This window comes from Treponema succinifaciens DSM 2489 (genome assembly GCF_000195275.1).
Taxonomy (GTDB): domain Bacteria; phylum Spirochaetota; class Spirochaetia; order Treponematales; family Treponemataceae; genus Treponema_D; species Treponema_D succinifaciens.
In genome coordinates this window covers 2,584,677-2,607,791 of the sequence record NC_015385.1, presented here as the reverse complement: position 1 = coordinate 2,607,791, position 23,115 = coordinate 2,584,677, and the positions used below count along the sequence as shown (strand labels likewise).

At 39.7% G+C, this 23,115-nt stretch carries 31 protein-coding genes and 1 tRNA gene; 27 read left to right on the top strand and 5 right to left on the bottom strand.

Annotated features, from left to right (window positions below):
• Positions 1–5: 5 nt before the first annotated feature.
• From TRESU_RS14780 to TRESU_RS12365, 24 genes are all read left to right on the top strand, one after another.
• Positions 6–191 (top strand): type Z 30S ribosomal protein S14, encoded by a 186-nt coding sequence (locus TRESU_RS14780; protein ID WP_013702555.1) that lies wholly within the window; start codon positions 6–8, stop codon positions 189–191.
• 18 nt (positions 192–209) lie between these two features.
• Positions 210–611 (top strand): 30S ribosomal protein S8, encoded by a 402-nt coding sequence (gene rpsH / locus TRESU_RS12470; protein WP_013702554.1) that lies wholly within the window; start codon positions 210–212, stop codon positions 609–611.
• A 12-nt stretch (positions 612–623) separates the two neighbouring features.
• Positions 624–1,166, top strand: coding sequence for a 50S ribosomal protein L6 (rplF, locus tag TRESU_RS12465; RefSeq protein WP_013702553.1), 543 nt, complete (start codon positions 624–626; stop codon positions 1,164–1,166).
• 11 nt (positions 1,167–1,177) lie between these two features.
• Positions 1,178–1,540 (top strand): 50S ribosomal protein L18, encoded by a 363-nt coding sequence (rplR, locus tag TRESU_RS12460; RefSeq protein ID WP_013702552.1) that lies wholly within the window; start codon positions 1,178–1,180, stop codon positions 1,538–1,540.
• Positions 1,541–1,548: 8 nt separating this feature from the next.
• Entirely contained in the window at positions 1,549–2,061 is a 513-nt protein-coding gene (gene rpsE, locus TRESU_RS12455; protein ID WP_013702551.1) for a 30S ribosomal protein S5, read from the top strand.
• Between the two features lie 2 nt (positions 2,062–2,063).
• Entirely contained in the window at positions 2,064–2,246 is a 183-nt protein-coding gene (gene rpmD / locus TRESU_RS12450) for a 50S ribosomal protein L30 (protein ID WP_013702550.1), read from the top strand.
• Entirely contained in the window at positions 2,246–2,719 is a 474-nt protein-coding gene (gene rplO, locus TRESU_RS12445) for a 50S ribosomal protein L15 (protein ID WP_013702549.1), read from the top strand. Before rpmD ends, rplO begins: the two co-directional genes overlap by 1 nt.
• A gap of 15 nt (positions 2,720–2,734) precedes the next feature.
• Positions 2,735–4,069, top strand: a complete 1,335-nt coding sequence (gene secY, locus TRESU_RS12440; protein WP_013702548.1) for a preprotein translocase subunit SecY — start codon at positions 2,735–2,737, stop codon at positions 4,067–4,069.
• Positions 4,070–4,225: 156 nt separating this feature from the next.
• The gene (rpmJ, locus tag TRESU_RS14775; protein WP_013702547.1) at positions 4,226–4,339 is read left to right on the top strand and encodes a 50S ribosomal protein L36; all 114 of its coding nucleotides are present in this window, start codon (positions 4,226–4,228) and stop codon (positions 4,337–4,339) included.
• Positions 4,340–4,349: 10 nt separating this feature from the next.
• Entirely contained in the window at positions 4,350–4,718 is a 369-nt protein-coding gene (gene rpsM / locus TRESU_RS12435; RefSeq protein ID WP_013702546.1) for a 30S ribosomal protein S13, read from the top strand.
• A 12-nt stretch (positions 4,719–4,730) separates the two neighbouring features.
• A complete protein-coding gene (gene rpsK, locus TRESU_RS12430) occupies positions 4,731–5,114 on the top strand; it encodes a 30S ribosomal protein S11 (protein ID WP_013702545.1) in 384 nt (127 codons plus the stop codon).
• 93 nt (positions 5,115–5,207) lie between these two features.
• Positions 5,208–6,254, top strand: coding sequence for a DNA-directed RNA polymerase subunit alpha (locus TRESU_RS12425; RefSeq protein WP_013702544.1), 1,047 nt, complete (start codon positions 5,208–5,210; stop codon positions 6,252–6,254).
• Positions 6,251–6,682, top strand: a complete 432-nt coding sequence (gene rplQ, locus TRESU_RS12420; RefSeq protein WP_013702543.1) for a 50S ribosomal protein L17 — start codon at positions 6,251–6,253, stop codon at positions 6,680–6,682. Before TRESU_RS12425 ends, rplQ begins: the two co-directional genes overlap by 4 nt.
• Positions 6,683–6,692: 10 nt before the next feature.
• Positions 6,693–6,941, top strand: a complete 249-nt coding sequence (locus TRESU_RS12415; protein WP_013702542.1) for a hypothetical protein — start codon at positions 6,693–6,695, stop codon at positions 6,939–6,941.
• Positions 6,942–7,110: 169 nt separating this feature from the next.
• Positions 7,111–8,253, top strand: a complete 1,143-nt coding sequence (locus TRESU_RS12410) for an ABC transporter substrate-binding protein (RefSeq protein ID WP_013702541.1) — start codon at positions 7,111–7,113, stop codon at positions 8,251–8,253.
• A 120-nt stretch (positions 8,254–8,373) separates the two neighbouring features.
• On the top strand, positions 8,374–9,264 hold the full coding sequence (locus tag TRESU_RS12405; protein WP_013702540.1) for a branched-chain amino acid ABC transporter permease: 891 nt from the start codon (positions 8,374–8,376) through the stop codon (positions 9,262–9,264).
• A gap of 10 nt (positions 9,265–9,274) precedes the next feature.
• The gene (locus TRESU_RS12400; RefSeq protein WP_013702539.1) at positions 9,275–10,291 is read left to right on the top strand and encodes a branched-chain amino acid ABC transporter permease; all 1,017 of its coding nucleotides are present in this window, start codon (positions 9,275–9,277) and stop codon (positions 10,289–10,291) included.
• Positions 10,288–11,112 (top strand): ABC transporter ATP-binding protein, encoded by an 825-nt coding sequence (locus TRESU_RS12395; protein WP_013702538.1) that lies wholly within the window; start codon positions 10,288–10,290, stop codon positions 11,110–11,112. Before TRESU_RS12400 ends, TRESU_RS12395 begins: the two co-directional genes overlap by 4 nt.
• Positions 11,105–11,809: an ABC transporter ATP-binding protein gene (locus TRESU_RS12390; RefSeq protein WP_041612470.1), complete on the top strand. Its 705-nt coding sequence runs from the start codon at positions 11,105–11,107 to the stop codon at positions 11,807–11,809. The genes TRESU_RS12395 and TRESU_RS12390 overlap by 8 nt, the downstream gene beginning before the upstream one ends.
• 2 nt (positions 11,810–11,811) lie before the next feature.
• Positions 11,812–12,456: a CBS domain-containing protein gene (locus tag TRESU_RS12385; RefSeq protein ID WP_013702536.1), complete on the top strand. Its 645-nt coding sequence runs from the start codon at positions 11,812–11,814 to the stop codon at positions 12,454–12,456.
• A gap of 116 nt (positions 12,457–12,572) precedes the next feature.
• Positions 12,573–12,646 (top strand) — tRNA-Ala (locus TRESU_RS12380).
• A 165-nt stretch (positions 12,647–12,811) separates the two neighbouring features.
• The gene (locus tag TRESU_RS12375; protein ID WP_013702535.1) at positions 12,812–13,357 is read left to right on the top strand and encodes a flavin reductase family protein; all 546 of its coding nucleotides are present in this window, start codon (positions 12,812–12,814) and stop codon (positions 13,355–13,357) included.
• Positions 13,358–13,373: 16 nt separating this feature from the next.
• Positions 13,374–13,553 (top strand): hypothetical protein, encoded by a 180-nt coding sequence (locus TRESU_RS12370; RefSeq protein WP_013702534.1) that lies wholly within the window; start codon positions 13,374–13,376, stop codon positions 13,551–13,553.
• Between the two features lie 15 nt (positions 13,554–13,568).
• Positions 13,569–14,156 carry a LuxR C-terminal-related transcriptional regulator gene (locus TRESU_RS12365; protein WP_013702533.1) on the top strand — a complete coding sequence of 196 codons (588 nt, stop codon included), beginning with the start codon at positions 13,569–13,571 and terminating at the stop codon, positions 14,154–14,156.
• Between the two features lies 1 nt (position 14,157).
• On the opposite strand, the gene TRESU_RS12360 is transcribed toward TRESU_RS12365, so the two are convergent.
• Positions 14,158–14,736, bottom strand: a complete 579-nt coding sequence (locus TRESU_RS12360; protein ID WP_013702532.1) for a DJ-1 family glyoxalase III — start codon at positions 14,734–14,736, stop codon at positions 14,158–14,160.
• A 91-nt stretch (positions 14,737–14,827) separates the two neighbouring features.
• On the opposite strand from TRESU_RS12360, the gene TRESU_RS12355 reads away from it, so the two are divergent.
• Together TRESU_RS12355 and TRESU_RS12350 are read left to right on the top strand one after the other, a co-directional pair.
• Entirely contained in the window at positions 14,828–16,063 is a 1,236-nt protein-coding gene (locus tag TRESU_RS12355) for a response regulator (protein WP_041612469.1), read from the top strand.
• A gap of 16 nt (positions 16,064–16,079) precedes the next feature.
• Positions 16,080–16,922: a histidinol-phosphatase gene (locus TRESU_RS12350; protein WP_013702530.1), complete on the top strand. Its 843-nt coding sequence runs from the start codon at positions 16,080–16,082 to the stop codon at positions 16,920–16,922.
• Here TRESU_RS12350 and TRESU_RS12345 read toward each other — a convergent pair.
• Positions 16,919–17,275 (bottom strand): TraR/DksA family transcriptional regulator, encoded by a 357-nt coding sequence (locus TRESU_RS12345; protein WP_013702529.1) that lies wholly within the window; start codon positions 17,273–17,275, stop codon positions 16,919–16,921. The genes TRESU_RS12350 and TRESU_RS12345 overlap by 4 nt on opposite strands.
• Before the next feature lie 122 nt (positions 17,276–17,397).
• Here TRESU_RS12345 and infA point away from each other — a divergent pair, with 122 nt between their 5' ends.
• Entirely contained in the window at positions 17,398–17,619 is a 222-nt protein-coding gene (gene infA, locus TRESU_RS12340) for a translation initiation factor IF-1 (RefSeq protein ID WP_013702528.1), read from the top strand.
• Positions 17,620–17,884: 265 nt separating this feature from the next.
• Here infA and ppk1 read toward each other — a convergent pair whose 3' ends face one another.
• The 3 genes from ppk1 to TRESU_RS12325 all read right to left on the bottom strand — a co-directional run bounded on the left by ppk1 (position 17,885) and on the right by TRESU_RS12325 (position 23,111).
• A complete protein-coding gene (ppk1, locus tag TRESU_RS12335) occupies positions 17,885–20,014 on the bottom strand; it encodes a polyphosphate kinase 1 (RefSeq protein ID WP_013702527.1) in 2,130 nt (709 codons plus the stop codon).
• Positions 20,015–20,017: 3 nt separating this feature from the next.
• Entirely contained in the window at positions 20,018–21,556 is a 1,539-nt protein-coding gene (locus TRESU_RS12330; RefSeq protein ID WP_013702526.1) for a Ppx/GppA phosphatase family protein, read from the bottom strand.
• Between the two features lie 124 nt (positions 21,557–21,680).
• Positions 21,681–23,111 carry an MGH1-like glycoside hydrolase domain-containing protein gene (locus tag TRESU_RS12325; RefSeq protein ID WP_013702525.1) on the bottom strand — a complete coding sequence of 477 codons (1,431 nt, stop codon included), beginning with the start codon at positions 23,109–23,111 and terminating at the stop codon, positions 21,681–21,683.
• Between the last annotated feature and the right edge of the window lie 4 nt (positions 23,112–23,115).

Here is a 23,115-nt window from a genome sequence, read left to right as displayed (position 1 = left end):
AGTTCATGGCTAAGAAATCAATGATTATCAAGGCAAACCGCACACCGAAATATGCTACTCGTAGATATAATCGGTGCCAAATTTGCGGTCGTCCACATGGATATTTGCGTAAGTTCAAGATTTGTCGTATCTGCTTCCGCAAATTAGCAAGTGAAGGCCTTTTACCGGGCGTCACAAAATCATCTTGGTAGTGACAGGAGATTATAGAAATGGCAGCTTCAGACCCAATAGCAGATATGCTTGCAAAAGTCCAGAACGCGGCAAGAGCCGGTCATGAAAAAGTAGATGTTCCTACTTCTAAGATGAAACTGGAAATTGTAAAGATCCTTAAAACAGAAGGATATATTAAGAATTTCAAGAAAGTTCAGGATGACAACGGACACACTGTTATCCGTATCTTCTTGAAATATGACGACTTCAACAAGTCAGTTATTCACGGCATGAGGAAAATTTCTACACCAGGCCGCCGTGCTTATTCTGGCTACAGAGAATTGCCTAGCGTTTACAACGGATACGGCACTTTAATCGTTTCAACATCAAGCGGTGTTACAACTGGCAAAAAGGCTTCTGAAAAGATGGTCGGCGGCGAGTTGATCTGCAAAGTATGGTAATAGGAGGAAGAAATGGCATCTAAGATTGGAAAACTTCCTGTTGCTATTCCAGCAGGCGTTACTGTTACTGTTGCTCCTAACTTGGTTACTGTAAAAGGACCAAAAGGCGAGCTTAAGCAGGATATTAACGGTCTTGTAAATGTTGAAGTGAAAGACGCCGAGGTCATTGTTACTCCTGTAAATGAGACAAAGCCTGCAAGTGCATGCCACGGTTTGTACCGCAATCTCATTCACAACATGATTGTGGGAGTAACACAGGGCTTTTCTAAGACACTTATAATTACAGGTGTTGGTTATCGTGCTGAAGTTCAGGGAAAAACAATTGTAATGAACCTTGGATATTCTTCTGAGTTCGTTGCTGTTATTCCTGAAGGACTTACTGTAACTGCTGACAAAGACGGAAAACTTACAATTTCTGGAATTGATAAGCAGCAGGTTGGTGAATTCAGCGCACAGATTCGCAAATTGCGCAAGCCTGAGCCTTACAAAGGAAAAGGTATACGCTATGACAACGAAGTTATCAGACGTAAAGTCGGTAAGACCGGCGTAAAATAAGGTGAATTGATATGTTCAAGAAACTTAGTGATAAAAACAGAAAGCGCCTGCATAGAAAGATTCACATTCGTAAGTCTGTTTATGGAACTGCAGAACGCCCTCGCTTGACAGTGTATAAAAGCGGCCGTAACCTTTATGCACAGGTAATTAATGATGATGAAGGCAGAACTCTTGCCGCCATCTCAACTCTTGAAAAGGATTTTATTACGCTCAAGGCAAATGTCGAAAGCGCAACAAAACTTGGAGAAGCTTTGGGTTCACGCCTCAAGGAAAAGAACATTACAAAAGTAGTGTTTGACCGTAACGGTTATCTTTACCATGGTGTTGTAAAAGCCCTTGCTGACGCTACCCGCTCTGCCGGGATTGTATTCTAGGAGAGGCTATGGAACACCAGAAAAACTATGAAAAAAAGCCTGCTGACGAATTTGTAGAAAAACTTGTAAAGCTTAACCGCACTGCAAAAACTGTAAAAGGCGGACGCAGAATGTCTTTCTCGGCATTGACTGTAGTTGGCGACAAGAAAGGACGCATCGGCTTTGGATTCGGAAAGGCTAACGATGTTACCGAAGCTATCAGAAAGAGCCTTGAAAAAGCAAGAGCAAACCTTATTACTCTTCCGCTCAAGAATGGAACAATTCCACATGAAATGATTGGAAAGTACAAGAGTTCTGCTGTGTTGCTTAAGCCTGCTTGCCCGGGTACTGGTATTATTGCCGGTGGTCCTGTCCGTGCAGTTTTGGATGCGGCTGGAGTAACTGACGTTATTTCAAAATCTCAGGGTTCCCGCACATCTGTAAATGTTGTTCGTGCTACATTTGATGCAGTTGCAAATCTTATGGATGCACGTGCTGTAGCACAGAGCCGCGGAAAGACTCTCAAGGAAATGTGGGGCTGATTATGGCAAAGATACGTATTACCCTTGTTAGAAGTGTTATTGGACAGAAGCCTGCAAAAAGAGCGACTGTTCGTAGCCTTGGTCTTAAAAAAATCAATTCCAGTGTGGAACATGAAGACACTGCTTCTATAAGAGGCATGGCTGCTGCTGTTTCTCACTTGGTAAAAGTAGAGGAAATTAACTAATGGCTGACTTTACTTTAAGAGCACCAGAGGGTGCAAATAAAAAACCTAAGCGTGTAGGCCGCGGATCTTCTTCTGGTCTTGGAACAACAGCTGGAAAAGGAAATAAAGGTCAGCAGTCACGCTCAGGAAAAGGAACACCATATGTTGGATTCGAAGGCGGACAGATGCCTTTGTATCGACGTATTGCTCAGCGCGGATTTTCAAATTCACCTTTCAAAAAGGAATTTGCAATCATCAATTTGGTTGACCTTGAAGCAAAATATGCTGATGGTGAAACCGTGAACCGCACATCTTTGAAGGAAAAAGGTTTGGTTGGAAAAATCGTTGACGGTATTAAAGTTCTCGGAAACGGTGAAATTTCCAAAAAACTCACTGTGGAAGTTGAAAAAATTTCTGCAAGTGCCAAAGAAAAGATTGAAAAAGCTGGCGGATCAGTAAAGGTGATTGCTGAAAAGTCTGCGAAAGCAAAATAAACGTGGAGTGACTAAATGGCAAACAATCCAGTTGTAAATATGTTCAAAGTAAAGGAATTGCGTTCAAAGCTTCTTTTTACATTGCTCATTCTTGCTGTTTTCCGCTTGGGAAGTGTTCTTACTATTCCAGGCATCAATGCCACATTGCTTTTGCAGTATTTTGACAATCTTGCTAGTGGCGCAGAAAGTGCGTTTGCCAGTTACATGGACTTTTTTGCGGGCGGTGCATTTGAAAGATTTTCAGTGTTCATGCTTGGTGTAATGCCATACATTTCTACACAGATTATCATGCAGCTCGCACTTGTTATTTTCCCATCGCTCAAGAGAATTGCGCAGGAAGAAGGTGGTCAGCAGAAAGTGCAGGGTTGGACTCGTGTTGGAACAATTATCGTTTGTCTGATTCAGTCTATGGCCATTACAGTTTATGCTGATTCCATCAACCAGCAGATTCCTGGGGCGATTATTTTTGATAACAAGGTCTATTTTAATCTTCTTGCTATTCTTACTGTAACCACAGGTTCTATGATTACAGTTTGGATGGGCAATCAGATTACTGCGCGTGGTATAGGCAATGGTATTTCAATGATTATCTTTGCTGGTATCGTCGCACGTCTTCCAAGTGCTGTTTATGAATTGATTAGAGGTGTGCGCAATGAAGACATAAATGTTGTTTTCGTTGTTGTTGCAGTGTTCCTGTTTCTTGCTATTATCGGACTTGTTGTTTTTGAGCAGTCTGGTGAGCGCAAAATTCCTGTTCATTATGCAAAACGTGTTGTTGGACGCAAAATGTATGGTGGACAGAGCACTTACATTCCTTTTAAAATCAATCCGTCGGGAGTCATTCCAATCATTTTTGCTTCTGCATTCTTGACTTTCCCTCTTCAGATTGCAAACAGCCTTTCTACAAAAGCTACATGGCTTATGAAGGTTGCGGCAGTTTTGAATCCACTTGGTTTTTGGTATAATTTCATCGAAGTGTTGTTGATTGTATTCTTTGCATACTTCTACACTCAGGTAACCCTGAACCCCACTGAAATCGCTAAGAATATCCGTGAAAACGGCGGTTCCATTCCTGGAATCAGAACTGACAAGACTGAGGAATATCTTCAGAAGGTTTTGAACCGTCTGATTCTTCCTGGTTCACTGTATCTTGCTGCAATTGCTTTGCTTCCTACACTGATTCAAATTTTATTTAAGTTCCCTGCATCAATTTCTATGTTGATGGGCGGTACTTCGTTGCTGATTTTGGTCGGTGTTGATATTGATACTATGGCTCAGGTTGAGGCTCTTCTTAAAATGCATCACCATGACGGACTTACAAAGAAGGGATTAAAATCGCGCAATTTGTAAAATTTCGTGATTAGGACTAGATTAAGTTAGGAAAATTATGTTATATTATTGCACTGCTGTTTTTTACGGTAGTGCATCGGATTGTAATCCATGGTGTAAAAATTTCACTTCGGATTGCCATGATTCGATGTATATATGTTTTCCAAGGGGACTTTTATGAAAGTACGAACCAGCGTAAAGCCCATCTGCGACAAATGCAAGGTAATCAAGAGAAACGGAATTATCCGCATCATCTGTGAAAATCCAAAGCATAAACAGAGACAGGGCTGAGGAGTAACTGATGGCACGTATTGCGGGTGTTGATCTCCCAAACAAACATGTCAATATCGCATTGACATACGTATATGGTATTGGCCGTTCATCAGCTAATAAGATTTGCGAAGCGACAAATGTAGATCCTCATGCACATTTGAATGATCTTTCAGAGGATGATCTTACAAAGCTCCGTAAATATATTGATGAGAATTTTAAGACTGAAGGACGTCTTCGCTCTGAAATCGGTCTTAACATTAAACGTCTTATGGATATTGGAAGCTATCGTGGACTTCGTCACCGTAAGGGTCTTCCTTGCCGCGGTCAGCGCACACGCACCAATTCTCGTACGCGCAAAGGTAAGAAGAAGACCGTTGCTAACAAGAAGAAGGCTTAAGCGAGGTAACAGATGGCAACAACTGTAAAAAAGAGAAAAGAGAAAAAAAGCGTTTTTGAAGGTAATATCTATATTCAGGCTACTTTCAACAACACTATTGTTACAATCACAGACTTAAGAGGAAACGCAATCGCTTGGGCTTCTTCTGGCGGTCTGGGATTCAGAGGAGCAAAAAAATCTACTCCATTTGCAGCACAGTCTGTAGCAGAAACTGCTGTTCAACGTGCGGCAAGCTATGGTTTGCGTGAAGTTCATGTATTTGTAAAAGGACCTGGAATGGGTCGCGAAAACGCAATACGTGTTCTTGGTACATTGGGACTCAAAGTAAAGTCAATTTCTGATATTACTCCGATTCCTCATAACGGATGCCGTCCGCGCAAGACACGCCGCATGTAATGACGATAACCGGTTCTTTTTTGTGCCGGTTAATGATAATGCAAGCCCGGGATTCTGTTTATTCAGTTTTTCGGGGTAAATAAGGAGTTCAGATTGGCTCGCAAAAATCTGCTTAAGGGTTTTAAGAAACCAAAGGGAATTATATTTGAACATCTGGAGAACAATCCGAATTACGGAAAGTTCACTGCGTATCCATTTGAGCCGGGATTTGGTACAACAGTTGGAAACACACTCCGCCGTGTACTTCTTTCTTCAATTCAGGGATATGCGATTTCTTCAGTGCGTATTACTTCTTATGATGCAGATGGTGTTCCTCATGTAATTTCCAGTGAGTTCGAGACAATTCCAAATATTTCAGAAGATACTTTGGAAGTTTTGAACAGTTTGAAACAGATTCGTTTGCGCCTGCCGCGGGACGTTGAGCAGGAAACTTTCTTCTATGAATTCAAAGGACCTGGCACTGTAAAAAGTGACGACTTGGCAAAAGAAGGCCAGCTTGAAATTATGTCTAAAGACCTTGAAATCTTTACCATGATGGAAGGCGCGCATCTTGAGATCGAGTTTCAGGTTGACCTTGGAAGAGGTTATGTTCCTGCTGAAGTAAATGAGCATTACATTGAGATTGTTGGTACAATTGCAATGGACTGTATCTTTACGCCTGTGCCAAAGGTTAAGTATTCAATTGAACCTTGCCGTGTAGGACAGCGAAATGACTATGATAAACTGATTCTTGAGATTTGGACTGATGGTTCAATTACTCCAGAAGACGCACTTGCTGAGGCTGCAAAAATTGCTAAAGATTATTTTGCTATTTTTGTAAACTTTAATGAAAGCGAATATTCTGGTAGTGATGAGCTTGATGAAGGGGACGAAAAGATTCGCCAGCTTCTTAATACTTCGGTAGAAGAGCTTGAGCTTTCTGTTCGCAGTTCAAACTGTCTTAAGAATGCAAACATTAGAACAATTGGTGAGTTGACCAAGAAGACTGAAGACGATATTACAAAAACTCGCAACTTCGGAAAAAAGAGCCTTGAAGAAATCAAAGCAAAACTTGAAGAGCATGGCTTGACTCTTGGAATGACTGATTATAGCCACCTTAAAGATGTTGACTTAGGTAAACATAAGGACGAAAACGAATGAACCACAGAAATGGATTTAATCCGCTTTCACGTACAACAGCCCATCGCCGCGCAATGACTCGCAACATGGTAACTTCGCTTTTTAGATATGAGCGCATTACTACAACAGAAGCAAAGGCTAAAGAAGTACGCAAAGCCGCAGAAAAATTAATTACACGTGCAAAAGTTGATTCTGTTCACAACAGAAGAACTGTTGCCAAATTTATTGCTGATGAGAAGATTCTGAATAAGCTTTTTACAGAAATCGGACCTCGCATGAAGGAACGCAACGGCGGTTACACACGCATCCTTAAACTTGGATTCCGTCAGGGTGATGCGGCCGACACTGTAATTTTTGAATTGGTTGACTACAAGCTGCCAGATTCTTCAGCTGAAGAAGAAAAAGCCGCTAAAAAGTCTGCAAAAAAAACTGAAAAAGCTGACGCATAAGGAGTAAGCAATGTCTAAAGCTCATCGTGGAACTGGAATCCGTAAAGATCCTAATCATGGTCGCGGAGTTTGCCCTGTTTGTGGAAAACAGCAGATTAAGACTTTGTATGATCAGGAAATAGACGGAAAAAAAGTTAAGATTTGCAAGTTCTGTAAGGCTGCTCTTAAAAACAAAGCTCAGGCAGAAGCAAAACTTGCTAAAAAGGCTGCTGCAGAGGCCGCTCCTGCCGCTGAAACAGAAGCACCAGCTGAAGCATAATTTTATTTGCATTCAGTTTCAAAGCCGTCCTTTTTTAAGGGCGGCTGTATTTTTTTAAATATATTTAAAATTCTTGTTTACTAAATTTCAACAATTGTATAAAATTGCTTCATAAATGATAGGTGCGGAAACTTGCATTTTAATTTGCAAAAATTCCGCAGGAGGATTTATGAATAAATTTTCAAAAGCATTAGTTTTGGGAGCAATGGCTTTTTCTGCCGTTGCATTTGCAGCTCCAAAAGGGAAAACTGTTAAAATAGGCGGAGTTGCACCACTTTCTGGTGCGGTAGCAGTTTACGGAGTTGAATGTAAAAACGGAATTGATCTTGCCGTTTCTGAAATCAATGCGGCTGGGGGAATTAACGGCCAGCAGGTTCAGTTTATCTGCGAAGATGATGAAGGCGACGCTGCAAAATCAGTAAATGCGTATAAAAAACTTGTTACAAGAGACAGAGTTCGTGTTATAATCGGTTCTCTTACTTCCGGATGCACAATTGCCATTACAAAACAAGCGCAGGCTCAGAAAGTGCTTCAGATTGCTCCTGCTGCGACAGCTCCTGCAATAACTGACGCCGGAAACTACATTTTCCGCACTTGCTTTATCGATCCGTTTCAGGGAAAAGTCGGCGGAAAATTTGCATATTCGAATCTTAACACAAAAAATGCGGCAGTTCTTTATGACATCGGAAATGACTATTCTGTAGGTCTTATGGAAAACTTTGTTGCTGAATATACTTCTTTGGGCGGAAAAGTTGTTGCAAAGGAATCTTACAACACTGGCGACAAGGATTTTAATGCTCAGCTTACAAAGATAAAATCAGCAAAGCCGGATGTAGTTTATCTTCCTGATTATTACGGAACGGTTGCGCTTATTGCAAAGCAGCTTCGTGCACAGGGAATCAATACTCCAATCGTAGGCGCAGACGGATGGGACGGACTTACAGGCAATGCTGGAGATGAAGTTCTTAATGGATATTATTCAAATCACTATGCTGAAGATTCCGATAGTCCAGCTGTTCAAAAATTTGTAAATTCATTCAAAGCAAAATATGGAAAGTCTCCGAACTCTTTTGCAACTCTTGGATACGACAGCGTTTATATGCTCAAGGATGCAATGGAAAAATCTGGAACAACTACAGATGTTGCAAAAATCCGTGATGCATTTGAAAAAACTGACGGAAACTATGTAACAGGACACATCGTATTTGACGAAAAACGCAATCCTGTAAAGTCAGCTGTAATGATTAAGCTTGTAAAGGAAAACGGAAAACTTTCTACAGCTTATGCGGCTACAGTTGATATTAGCAAATAGCGGATAATTCAGTTTTTAATATTCCGACACAATGGGGTGTTCTTCGTAATTGAGGAACGCCCCTTTTTATTTTTATGAATTTATAGTAAAATCAGTAGGATTTTTTTCTTGGAGGATACGTTGGATACTTTTTTTAAGCAACTTGTCAACGGGCTTTCTTTGGGTAGCATATATGCCTTGATTGCTCTTGGGTATACAATGGTATATGGAATAGTAAAGCTTATCAACTTTGCACATGGCGATGTTATGATGATTGGAGCTTATACAGGATACTTTGTGCTAACTGCGACAGGTCCGACTCCGCTTGGACTTGTTCTTGCATTTTTGGGCGCGATGGTTGTATGTGCGGTTTTAAGTATTGCTATTGAGCGTTGTGCCTACAGACCTTTGAGAACTGCTCCACGTTTAAATTCTCTTATTACGGCGATAGCGGTTGAGCTGATTCTTCAGAATGCTATGCGCGTGCTTCCTTTTGTTGGACCGAATCCGCGCCAGTTTCCTACAATGGAAACAAAATTTTTTACATTTGGTTCAGTACAGATAAGCAATATTCAGCTGATTGTAATTATTTCTTCAGCAGTTTTAATGGTTATTTTGAATTATATAATCAATTATACAAAAACCGGACGTGCTATGCGCGCTGTAAGCTACGATCTTGGAGCCGCAAGCCTCATGGGTGTAAATGTAAACAGAACGATTGCAATTACATTTGTAATAGGTTCAGTTCTTGCTGGAGCTGGCGGAGTTTTGTATGCGACTGCTTATCCGCAAGTTGATCCGTTCATGGGGTATATTCCTGGTCTTAAGGCGTTTGTCGCGGCGGTTTTAGGTGGAATCGGCTCTATTCCTGGTGCTATGGTTGGCGGCGTTATTCTTGGTATTGCGGAAACTATGACCAAGGCTTATATTTCTTCACAGTATGCCGACGCCATTTCTTACTGCATTTTGATTGTAATTCTTCTTGTTAAGCCGGCAGGTTTGCTTGGCAAAAAAGAAGTTGTAAAAGTTTAGGAGCGGCGGAATGAAAGACAAATTTATTAGAAATACAATAGTTCTTTTTGTTATCGCTTTTGTCTGCATTGCAGTTCCTGCGGTTCTTATGGATTTGCCGCTTGGAATGCCTTTGATAGATGCCTACACTGCTCAGATTATAACTCTTGCTGGTGTAAACGCAATCATGGCAATCAGCGTAAATGTTATCTGCGGAATCACTGGTCAGCTTTCTTTGGGGCAGGCAGGATTTCAGGCGCTCGGAGCATATTCAGTTATTATTCTTACAGAAGCTGGAATTCCATTGCCTGTCAGCATTTTGCTTGGCGGACTTATTGCGGCATTCTTGGGATTTTTGATTGGATTTCCTACGCTTAAGCTTGAAGGCGACTACCTTGCGATTGTAACGCTTGCATTTGGTGAAATTATCAGAGTTTGCCTTATAAATTTAAAATCGATAACTGGCGGTCCGAATGGAAAACAATTCAGCACGATTTTTACAACTTCACTTGACCACAGCGCGGCAATTTCTTATCTTGCGGTAATTGGCTCGCTTGTTGTGATTGTTGTTCTTCTTCAGAATTTTTTGCGTTCAACTTACGGAAGGGCAATTCTTGCTGTCCGCGAAGATGAAGTTGCGGCGAACAGCAATGGAATCGGAGTTTTCCGCTATAAAATGACGGGCTTTGTAATCGCTTCGTTTATCGCAGGAATTGGCGGTGCGCTTTATGCTCCGTTTATTGGATTCATAAAACCTGATTTGGCTTCATTTAACAATTCAATTAATGATTTGATTTTTGTTGTTTTGGGCGGAATGGGAAGCATAACCGGCGGAATTCTTGCGGCATTTGTTCTTACAATTCTTCAGGAAGCGCTTAGATTCTTGCGCGATTACCGTTTGCTGATTTATCCAGTTGTTTTGATTTTTGTAATGCTTTTCCGTCCGCAGGGACTTCTTGGAACAAAAGAATTGAGCTTTATAAAAATATACGATGGAATTCCTGGATTTTTTGTCAGATTGTTTAAAAAGCAAGGAGGAAGAAAATGAGCGAAAAAAGGGAGCTTCTTCTTCGTGCAAAGGACATTTCAATTGTTTTTGGCGGTTTGCGCGCGGTAAGTGATTTTGACCTTGAGCTTTATCAGGGCGAATTGATTGGACTTATTGGTCCGAACGGAGCCGGAAAAACAACAGTTTTTAATATGCTTTCTGGAATTTACAAGCCGACTTCAGGAACAATTACTTTTGTTGGACGCGACGAAAATCTTCAGGTTGTAAGTGGAAAATCGCCTGCCCAGTTGAACAGAATTGGAATTGCCCGTACTTTTCAGAACATCAGGCTTTTTGGACATTTGACTGCCGCGGAAAATATAAAAATTGCACTTCATCAGACTAGAACCGTTACTCCGATTGATGTTTTGCTCAGGACTAAAAAATTCCGCGACGATGAAAAAATCATGCAGGAAAAAACAGAGCTTTTGCTTTCTATTTTTCATCTTGATTCCAAAAAAAATGAACTTGCGCACAACTTGCCTTATGGTGAGCAGCGTAAGCTTGAAATTTGCCGCGCGCTTGCTTCCAGTCCAAAACTGCTTTTGCTTGATGAGCCGGCGGCTGGAATGAATGGTCAGGAAACAGAAGAACTTATGGAGCTTATTTCGTTTATCCGCAAAAAATTTAATCTTACAGTTCTTTTGATTGAACACGATATGAAGCTTGTCATGGGAATTTGCGAGCGGCTCATGGTTTTAAACTACGGACGTGTAATTGCTTCGGGGCTTCCTGCGGAAATTCAGTCAAATGAAGAAGTTATAAAAGCGTACCTTGGTTCTGGCTATGAGGACGTTGGAGGAAAAAATGAGCATGCTTGAAGTTGAAAATCTTGTTGTTTCTTATGGAGCAATCAAGGCGCTGAAAGGAATTTCTTTCAATGTTGAAAAAGGCGAAGTCATTACGCTCATTGGCTCAAACGGGGCTGGAAAAACCACAACGCTTCATTCAATCAGCAACCTTGTAAAAAAGGCAAGCGGAACAATAAAATTTGAAGGAAAAGACATAACAAATATGAGCGCAGATAAAATTGTTCAGCTTGGGCTTATTCAAGTTCCGGAAGGCCGCAGGGTTTTTGCAAATATGAGCGTAAAAGAAAACCTTGAAATGGGTGCTTATTCACGCAAAGACAAAGATGCTATTAAGACTGACATGGAATGGTGCTTTGAACTTTTTCCGCGCTTAAAAGAAAGAATAGGACAAATTTCTGGAACACTTTCCGGAGGTGAACAGCAGATGCTTGCAATGGCCCGCGCGCTTATGTCAAAGCCGTCGCTTCTTTTGCTTGATGAGCCGAGCATGGGACTTGCTCCAATTCTTGTAGATGAAATTTTCAACATAATTGAAAAAATCAGCTCAGCAGGAACGACAATTCTTTTGGTTGAGCAGAACGCATACAAAGCGTTGTCAATTGCTAACCGCGCATATATACTTGAAACAGGTGTGATTTCAAAAAGCGGAAACGCTCAAGACTTGATAAAAGACAGTGCAGTAAAATCTGCATATTTAGGAGGCTGATTATGTTAGTAAAAGATGTTATGACTGAAAATCCTATAACAATTGGACCAGAGGCTTCTGTTCTTGAAGCGAAAGAAATAATGAGCAGAAACAAAATAAAAAAGCTTCCTGTTGTTGACAGAAGCGGCGCGCTCGTTGGAATTATTACAAACACTGATTTAGCAAAAGCTTCTCCTAGCGCGGCAACAAGCCTTGATATGTTTGAGCTTGGATATTTGCTAAGCAAGCTTTCAGTTGAAAAAACAATGGTAAAATCCGTAAAGACAACAACAGCAAACCAGACAGTTGAAGAAGCTGCCCGCCTCATGAATGACTACGGAATCAGCTGTCTTCCAGTTGTAAAAGAAAATCTGCTTGTTGGTTTTGTAACTGAATCAGATTTGTTTGCGACATTTATTGATATGTTCAATACAAGAACTCCTGGTGTGCGCGCAGTCGCAGTTGTTAATGAAATTCCCGGTGAGCTTGCAAAACTTGCCGTGGCTATTGCAGAAAAAAACGGAAATATTGTTTCGCTTGTAACTTCTGATGCCAGCGATTCCAAGCACAGAACTGTTACTGTAAAAGTTTCAAATATTTCCGAAGCAGAATTAAAATCTTTGCTTGAATCCAATAATGCTGAAATAAAAGACATAAGATTAGTTTAAAAATTTGCTGTTGACAGGAAGTGTTACGCAGGTTTTCCAAAGCCTTTAGGTACACTTCCTTTTAATGTACGTATTGACCTTGTTATTATTTTTTGGTAAAATTCAAAAATATTTAAGGGGGTGTAGCTCACCTGGCTAGAGCGCTTGCATGGCATGCAAGAGGTAACCGGTTCAAGTCCGGTCATCTCCAAATTTGAGCGGAAGTCGGTTTGATAAGTTCAGACCGGCTTTTTTTTATTTAAGGTTTATCCAAGCCGTAAAAACGGGTGACTCAAGGTCTTGGGCGTAAGCGTGTCTTGATCAGACGTATTTTAAAATTGCAAAGTCGGATGCTCATAAAAGGAGTAAAAAATTTATGTTGAAAGTTATAAAGCCAGAGGCGATTTTAGATAATCCGTTCAAGCTGATTGGAAAAGACCAGATGCTAATTACAGCTTGTACAAAAAAAATTTCAGATGACGGAAATATTATTACAGGTCGTCCGAATACAATGACAGCGAACTGGGGCGGACTTGGTGTTCTTTGGAACAAAAATGTGGCGACAGTTTATATTCGTCCTTCAAGATATACAAAGGAAATTATAGATGAAACGGATACTTTTTCGTTGAGTTTTCTTCCTGAAAGATATAAGACTGCTCTTGACTACTGCGGTTGCCATTCAGGACGCAACGAAGATAAATTCCGTGCGACAAAACTTGATGTTGAATATATGAATGGAACTCCTTGGATAAAGCAGGCTCGGCTTGTCTTGTTTTGCCAAAAACTTTATTCGCAGGAACTAGATTCATTTAAATTTGTGGAAGAGAAAGTTTGTAATCAGTTTTATAGAAAAAATGATTTTCATACAATTTATATAGGAGAGATTACAAAAGTCTTGGCGGAATCAAGGGACTTAAAATGAATCCGCAGAAACAAAAATGGATTTTGACGAAAAAAAACTATGGGAAATTTTAGGCCGGATTGGAGCTACAATTACGGCATTTTGCCTGATTGTGAGTTTGTTTCAGTTTTTTACTGATGATTCACAAAATCTTGACGACATAAGAAAATTTATTAGAATTGCCATAAATATTATTGCATTTCTTCTTTTTTTATGACTTTGTTTTGATTCTTTGGATTTTCGCTGCTATTCTGTTCTTTTTTATTGCTACGGAATAGGAAATTTTTTCGACAACGGAAATATTTTGGGCATTTTGTGTCTTGGACTTTCATTTTTGTTTTTGAACTTTTCTAATTTTTTCAAAAGCTACAGAAGTATTAAGACTTGTGTTTTTATGATTCTTCCTGTGGTTTCTTTGACAACGCAGTTTTTTAGATCCGGCTCTCTTGTTTTTTTGCTTTCTCTTGCGCATATTGCCGGAGCCGTTTACATGGGCTTTGTTGCTTTTGCAGTTCTTTATCCGATTTTAAAAAAGGCGGAATCAGTTAAGCGGATAAAAATTCTTGAAGACACAGAATGTTCTCCTCGCGACATTGAATTTTTGTCTTCAGTTTTGGAAGGAAAAAAATACAGCAAAATCGCCTTTCTCCATGATGTTTCTGAAAGCACAGTAAAAGCCCGCATGGTTGAGCTTTACAAAATGCTCGATGTTAAAAACCGCACAGAATTTCTTACAATGTACAATGGATTTTCTTTTAAGTTGAATTCAAGCGGAAATTTCAACAGCGGTGTTTTTCAGACTCATCAGAATGCAAATTAGCTTAGCATTTTCTTTGAACAGAGGCTTCCATAATTTTTGCTTTTGTTTCTTCGCTAAATAAAATTCTTACAATTTCCATTGAAAATTGCTCGGCAGTTCCTGGACCTCTTCCTGTTATTAAATTTTCATCTGTAACAACTGGCTGAATTTTGTGGTTTTTCTGAATTTCTGCGGAAAGACTTTTTTCCATTTCTGGGTAGCAAGTCCAATTTTTTCCGTTTAGAATTTCAGTTTTGCCAAGAACAACAGCCGGAGAAGCGCAAATTGCCGCAACAAGTTTTTTTGCCTTGAACATCTGATTTATAAATTCCATTGCTTTTGCGCATTCGCTTATATTTTTTGCGCCGGGCATTCCGCCTGGAATAACCACCGCATCCGGCAGCTCTTTTTCAGTTGAAAAATATGTGTCCAGCGTCATGTCGGCAGTTACAAGAATTTTATGCGCGCCTTCAACATTTCTAGAGGAAGTTCCGGTTGCTGCGATTATGACTTCAGCTCCTGCCCTGCGAAGATAATCTGCCGGCGAAAGTGCTTCTATTTCTTCAAATCCATTTGCCAAAAGAACTACTGTTTTTTTCATTTTTTCTCCGTGAACTGAACTGCTTTTGTGCAGCTGTTCTAAATTTTGTTTATAATTGAAATTATACAATTTATGAAGTATTATGTATATTATGAAATCGGTACTTCTTATAGACTGCTCTTCTTTATTCGGCGGTTTTTTGCATGACAAATTTTCAACTGAGCAAATTTCGCTTGAGTCGGTTTCTAGTAGAGAAGCCTATACAAAAATGATAACTCTGCTTCCTAATTTGATAATCATCGAGACTGAAGACGGACTTTCAGAAGATGTAATGCACTTTTTGGAAAAAAAGAGCGTTGATCCAAATGCGCGCAAAATTCCTATAATAATCACGGGTCCTGTAATTGAACGCTCAAAAATTGCGAATCTTGTTGAATATAATGTAGTAAAATATTTTTCCAGACCAGTTAAGTTTGATGTTTTTTTTGAAGCTGTCGGAAAAATTCTTCAGATTGAATTTTCAATGGACAAAACGCCTTGCATTCTCGATGTCCATTTGAACGGAAGCCTGTTTTTTATTGAAGTTGCGTTTGGGCTTAACCGTGAAAAACTCATGCTTTTAAAGTATAGGCTTGCGGAGCTTATTGAGCATTACAAAATAAATGTTCCCAAGGTTATCCTTATGCTGACGAATATTCAGCTTAGCTTTGTTGACGGCTTGAACCTTGAGCTTTTGATTGACAATATTTCCGCGGAAGGAAGAATTCCGAACAAATATATAAAAATCCTGACAAACGATGTTTTTACAAAGGAGCTTGTAAAAGGACATCCTGAATATTTTGGAATACAAGTTTCAAGCAACATTGAAACTATTATGGAATTTATGGTTGACCAAGGTTCAAACTGCAATATCAAGGAATTCATTTTTGATAAACTTTTGACATCTGATAAGCCTGTCGAAGAATCCGTCTTGGGATTTATTGATTCTAAAAGCAATCTCGAAGGAAATTTTGGAAGCATGATGCGCATCGCAGTTATTGACGATGACATTGTTGTGCGCAAGCTTCTGCAAAACACATTTTCTTCTGTAAGCGGTGAAACTGATCTTTTTGAAACAGCCGTGGCTTTTTTTGATTCACTTTCAGCCGGAAAAGAATATGACGCTGTTATTATGGATTTGTATTTGCCGGACATGGACGGAATTAGTGTTCTAAAGAATTTTCAGCGGAAAGCCTTGCAGATTCCTGTTATTGTGTATTCAAAGGCAGCGGCAAAAGAAGTTGTAATGCAGGCGCTTTCTTTGGGCGCAAGAAGCTACCTTGTTAAGCCGCAGAAACCATCTGTAGTTTTGGGCAAAGTTTTGGAAATTTTGCATTCCAATTTCTAAAAAAATATAATATTTTATGATAAAATCGAATTTTCACACGCACTCAACTTTTTGCGACGGAAAAAACACTCCTGAAGAAATGGTTGAAGTCGCAATAGAAAAAAAAATAGACATTTTGGGATTTTCAAGCCATTCGATGTATCCGTTTTCAAGCGACTGGCACATTCCGTCCAATTCCCACGAAGAATATATAAGAGAAATTTTGCGGCTAAAGAAAAAATATTCTGGCAGAATAAAAATTTACGCAGGTTTTGAGGCTGACTACATCGCTGGAGTTTGCAGCCCTGATTTTAAGAACTATGAAAAATTTAATCCTGATTTTCTGATTGGCTCTGTTCATTTTGTTCCCGGAAAAAAAGGATTTTTTGAAGCTGACGGAAACCAGGATTCAGTTTGCAAAAGAATAAAAGAATGCTTTGGTGGAAATGTGAAAAAAGCAGTTCAGGAGTATTTTTCTTTGGAACGCGAAATGCTTGAAAAGTCTTCGTTTACATTTCTTGGCCATGCGGATTTGATTAGAAAGCAAAATTTAGGCGGAAGAAATCTTTTTGACGAAAATTCGCAGTGGTATAAAAACGAGCTTAAGGAAGTTGCAAAGGCGGCGGCAAAAACTGGAGTTTGTGTCGAAGTGAATACAGGCGGAATTTTAAGAAGCGGAATGAATCTTCCGTATCCATCGCCGTATTTTTTGTCGCTTTTAAAAGAGCGGAATGTTCCTGTTACGATAACATCCGATGCGCATTTGGCTTTTGGAATTGACTGGTGGTTTGATGAGGCTGTTGAGTACATAAAAAAATCCGGCTACACAGAACTTTCGTACTATGAAGACGGATCTTTAAAAACTCAAGAAATTTACTAGCGGTTTTTACGCTCTTCTTTTGCCTGGCATTCTACGCAAAGAACTGCATAAGGAAGAGCCTCAAGGCGGGCTTCTGGAATTTGTTTTCCGCATGACAGACACTGTCCGTAAGTTTCCTGGCGGATTCTGTCTAATGCCCTGTCAATCATTGTAAGCCTGCGCTGGTCAGCTTCTCCAAGCGAGTTAAGAAGAGTTCTGTCAATTGTGTCGGATGCAATGTCTACATCATCGCCTGATTCCAATGTGTCAACAAGCTTTGTAAGCTGCTCATTGCGTCCTGCGAGCGAATCAAGGATTTCATTTCTTTCTGCGATTAACTTTTTTTTCTGTTTATCTACAAATTCTTTTTTCATTTGAGCCTTCCCCTATAAAACTGCCTTTGATTTCAATGTTTGATGTTGACAGTCTTAAATGTTTTGTTCATAATAGTATACGAATATTTTGTCAAAAAGGCAAACATTTTTTTGGAGGAATTGTGGCTAGTAAAGATGAGGCTATAGAAGTTGAAGGAATTGTAAAAGAAGCATTGCCTAACACAATGTTCCGTGTTGAATTAAAAAATGGCCATATTATTTTGGGACATCTTAGCGGAAAAATGCGCAAACACTATATCCGTATTGTTCCTGGTGACAGTGTAAAAGTAGAACTTTCGCCTTATGATTTGAACCGCGGTCGTATTATTTTCCGCGAAAGATAAAAAAGTCAAGTTTATTTAAAATGAAAAAAACTGTCCAAAAAATTGGGCAGTTTTTTTATATGTAGCAATAGATGGGGATGTCATAAAAGTATCTTTTTTGTCATTTTCGGGCTTGACCTGAAAATTTAAATGCATATATTGCAATCATTTAGAGATTGCTAACCGAGTTTGCTATGCAAACATCGCAGTATCAAGTACGAAAATGACATTTAGAACTTATTAGACACTCCATGACAGAATAATTTCAGTTTAAACCGATATTTTTTTATTTGCGGCGTACAGTGAATTCTGCGCGCGGTGTGTTCTTTTTTATATCAGCTTTTTTCTTGTATTTTTTATAAAGAACTTCCTGAACACGGACTCCCTGCTCATTTTTTTCTGGAGAAATCTGTTTCCAAAGTCCTGTTTTTTGCAAAATGTGGCTGTGCGTGTTGTCTTGAAAATACAAAAACAAAATCTCTTTGACTATTTTAAAGACTTTTTTGTCAGAAACCGGGAACATGAGTTCAATTCGCTTGTCAAGATTTCTTTCCATCCAGTCTGCGCTGCTTAAATAAATTTCTTCAGAGCCGCCGTTTTGGAAATAAAAAATTCTTGAATGCTCAAGGTATCTGTCCACAATACTTACAACTTTTATGTTTTCGCTCATGCCTTTTACTCCGGGAACTAATGTGCAGATTCCGCGGATATTGAGTTCTATTTTTACGCCTGCATTGCTTGCCTTGTAAAGTGCTTCAATTATCTGCGGATGGCAAAGGCTGTTCATTTTTGCAACAATGTGTCCCGGAGTTTCTTTTGTGCTTTGTTGAATTTCCCGCTCAATAAGTTCAAGAAGCCGGCTTTTTAAAGTTACAGGTGCCATGTAAAGATGATGCATTGTTTGAAGCGCGCTGTATCCAGAAATTACATTGAAGAACAAAGTGGCGTCGTTTACAAGCTCGTGGTTTGTTGTAAAAACTGACAAGTCTTGGTAAAGCTTTGCAGTCTTTGGATTGTAGTTTCCTGTTCCTATGTGCACATAACGCCGGATTCCATCGCTTTCGCGTCTTACAACAAGGCAGATTTTTGCATGGACTTTTAAATTTACAATTCCGTATACAACAATTGCGCCGGCTTTTTCAAGTTCTTCTGCCCAGGAAATATTTCGTTTTTCATCAAAGCGGGCTTTAAGCTCAACGAAAACTGTAACCTGCTTTCCGTTTTGCGCTGCTTCCTTTAATGCTTTTACAATCGGGCTGTTGCTTCCCGTTCTGTATAAGGTCATTTTTATTGCAAGAACCTGTTCATCATGCGCCGCCTGATGTATAAAATTTACAACCGGCTCGTAGCTTTCGTAAGGAACATTTAAAAGAATATCCTGTTGTCTAAAAACATTCCAGTAAGTTTCTTCTTCTGGAAGCGAATTCGGAAAGAAGTGCTCCCATTCAGGGTAAATGTATTTTTCTGCGCCTTCGATGTTAAAAAGATCATCCAAAGATGAAGGATCAAGAATTCCGCAGGCTTCGTAAACATCTTCATTTGAAAGATTAAGGTGCTGCTTTAAAAATCTTAAAAGTTTTTCGCTTGCAAAATCGTAAGTCATTCTTACTGCGAACGAGGATTGGCGTTTTTCAAGAACTTCTTCCATCGCTTGAATAAAATGCTCCCCGGAATCTTCGTTTACTGCGAAATCCGCATCCCGTGCTATTTTAAAAAGCATTGTTTCCTGGACTTTGTAGCCCGGAAAAAGTTTTGTTCCGTAAAGCCGAATAATGTCGTCAATTAGCGCAAATTGCTTTGTTCCTTCTGAAGACGGAAGCCATACAATTCTGTTTATTGCCGATGGAATTTGAACTAGTGCAACAATATCTGATTCCTGCGAAGTTGAAAGCGCATTTTTGATTTTTCTTACTCCTTCCATTGGCTCAAGAAGAAATGCCGCGGTAAGGCAAAGTGCGCCTACATGAGGAAAAACATCCATGTCAGTTCTTAATGGCGTTAAAAGCGGAAAAATTTCATGCTTGAAAAGGTTTTCTGTAAATGCTTCCTGCGCCTGCGTGTAGTTTTTTGAAGGAACGTAAACAAAGCCTTCTTTTGCAAGAGAGGGCAAAACGTCATTCATCAGTGTTGAATATTGAAGCTTTGTAAGCGCGCGTGTTTTTTCTGAAATTTTTTTGAGCACAGCGGAATCTGTAAGTCCGCTCGCATCAACGAAGTTTTTTCCTTGGGAATTTTGAATCCGGCGTTTTATGCTTGCGACCCTTACTTGGAAAAATTCGTCAAAGTTGCTTTCTGTAATTGCAAGAAACCTAAGCCGTTCCAAAAGCGGAACTTCTTTTCTTAAAGATTCATTCAGAACTCTTGCGTTGAATTCAATCCAGCTTAATTCTCTGTTAAAAAATTTTGTCTTTGCCATAAGCTATACCAATACTATTTTGTAGCCAAAAATATTTTCAAACAAGTCGCCTTTTTCTGAGACGGCAAGTTTTTCCAAGGAAAGATTATTATGTCCTTTTGTTCTGAACGTTATGCTGTCTTTCGCAAAAGAAATGTTGAAGTTGTACAGATGCTGCTTGTGCGTTCTGTCTAGCGCGTCTGCCACACGGAGAATTGCGCTTAGCTTTAAAACGGTCATTCTTCTGCTTCTGGACAAAAGCCTGAATTCCTCATCTTCCTGCGGCATTTTGCTTCCGCGGTGAAAGCTTATTATCTGCGCAACAATGGATTTGTCATCTCGGTTCAGCCCGAAAATTTCGCTGTTGTTTACGATGTATTTTCCATGGATATTGTGATCTTCCGCCCTGATAAACATTCCGACATCGTGAAGAATTGCGCTTATTTCAAGAAGCACGCGGACGTGGGAATCGAAGCCGAGTTCCTTTTGGAGCGCATCGTAAATTTGAAGGCTGGTTTTGCGCACGTATTCAGCATGGCTTTCATCGCCCTGATATTTTTTCAAAATTGCCTTTGCGCCTGCTAAAATTTGCTGGGTAAAGTCGTTTTGAATTTCAGGATTGGAAAGCTGATTCCGGCTTAAAAGAATTCCTTCGCGGATTGAAGTGTCCGGAACAATAAACTTTGTTACATTTGTAAGCTGAATAAAAAGTTTGTAGGCGACTAAAGAAATTTGAAATGTCTGCGCTTCATTGTAGTTCATTTTGAATTTTGCAATGCATTCTTCTGGCGTGTAATGCTGAACTTCATCCACGAAATTTTCAAATGCTCCGCGCTCAACTTCCCACAAAAACGGTGAGATTGGCTTTCCGACAAAAAGCGAAACAATTTTCATGTCGTTGCCTAAAACAATAAACTGCTGGATTTTGTCCAAATTTATTTCTGCGTTCAGCGTATTTTTTGTGTTTCGTATAAACTCTGAAATGAATCTTCGGGCATCGTCAAGGTTTCCCATCATGGAATGAATCATCTGCTCAATGATTACAGTTCCCAGCCTCATGCTGTGCGCCCCGATGATTCTGCCTTTTTCCATGAGCATCATTTCTGTTGCACCGCCTGAAATGTCAAGGAAAATTGAGTCGTTTTGACGGATTGCAACGCTTCCTTCTTTTATGCATTCGCTTACGGCAAGATACATGAGCCTGTTTTCTTCAATTCCATCGATTACATGGACAATAAAGCCTGTTTTTACTTTTATTCGGTCAACGAATGGATCTCTGTTTTCTGCCTCGCGGACTGCGCTTGTGGCGATTACAATTGTTTCTTCCCGGCTGATTCCCCAGGCTGCCAGTTGCTCTGCGTAGCGTTCAAGAATATGCAGGCAAATCAAAAGAGTTTCGCGGCTTATTGAGCGTGTGGTAAAAACATCGCGTCCCAAATTCACAGGCTGATCGCTTCGGTCGAGAATGTTAAATTTTTTCTGTGATTGGACTTCAACTGGTTCAGCAACAAGAAGCCTTATTCCTGTTGAGCCAATCTCAATTACAGCTTGAGGTGTGTTCATTAAAAATTACCTTATTCCATTAACTTTTAGAAACGCTTTGATTTGTGTTAATTTGCTGTTAAATCCGGCGTTTTCTAAAAACTATTTTACATTTTTAGCTCTAAAACATTCAGAGCGGAATATGTTACAATTTGTCGATAAGCATTGAGCATTTTCCGCTTGGAATAGGAAGCGTTTTTTTCTTTTGATCCAAAATATTGATTGTAAAATAGTAGAGTTTTTCGCTTTCCATCTGAATTTCCCAGCCGCGTTTGCTTTTATTGCTGAGAATTGTGATAAGGTTCCGCTTTAATGAAAGCTTTTCAATTCCCATGATTTCAAGGTTCGGAATAATCCAGTCTACAGTCTTTCTTGGAAGGCTTATGTTCAGACCGATTACGTTTTCAATCATGAGCGCAACTGTTGAAAGACCGGTAAAATGCAAAAAACGTTTGCGCGGAAAATCTTTTTCGCTTCGGCAGGTTGCAGGACCTTCCTGGCATGGAAGATATGCTTCGTACAAGTCGCCTTTCCGTTTTGAGTCCGCCGGGCTTAATGCTTCGAGAATATAATACAAGTGCCGGATTGAACATTCGCGTGCAAATGCGTAACGCTGATATTTTTCAAGTCCCTTTATAACCATGAAGTTGAACGGAGCCAAAACAGAGCCTTTGAATCCTTCGCCATTTTCTTTGAAGTCCGGGCTGTCCGCGCTTAAAGTAGGGAATGGATGGTCTGTGCCGAATGTCTTTGGGTTGCTTAAATGAGCAATAAGAGTGTCAGCCCTGTCTGCATTTGAAAGTTCCGCAAGCAACGGCCAGAATCCGGCTATAGTTTTTTGTGAAAGACGCTGCTCGTTTTTGTCCAAATCGTAGTAAAAACCGCTTTCCACATCCCACATAAGACTGTTTATTCTGGTTTTTAGGCTGAAATACATTTTTTTATACTGAAAGCTCAAGTCCTTGTCATTCAGAATATCTCCAAGTGCTGACATATGCGCCATATTGATTGCCATGCAGCAGTTGAAATCGACAGGATAAAATGCGCCTTTCCGCGGAGAATTGAACATTGTTGAGCATTCATGTGGAACTGAATAAAGTCCGTTTTGCTGCTTGAAAGTTCTGTCAATCCATTCCATGTATTTTTGCAGCACCGGCATTACTTCTTTTATGCGGCGTTTGTTTGCGCTTTTGTGATACAAATTGAATTCAGCCCAGGCAAAAAGCGGAAGACCTATTCCCTCTGGATTTTTTTTGTCAATAACAGGGCTGTTTGTAGCTGCATCATACTTCCATCTGATTGCTCCGTTTTCTTCTTGACGCGCATAAAAATAATCTATGTTTTTGCTTGCCGGATAATTTCTATTTGAGTAAACGAGGAAAAATGATGAAAAAATTGTTTCAAGTTGATCTAGTATATATTTTCCATTTACAGGATAAACAAAAAGTCCTTCGCTGTCTTGTTCGCCTGTTTCTGTGTTAATCCAATATTCAGAAAGCCAGTTCCAAGTTTTATCATAAATATCTACAAAATCCTGATCGTAAAAGTGGATTTTTGGGAAATCACGTTTGTTCACAATT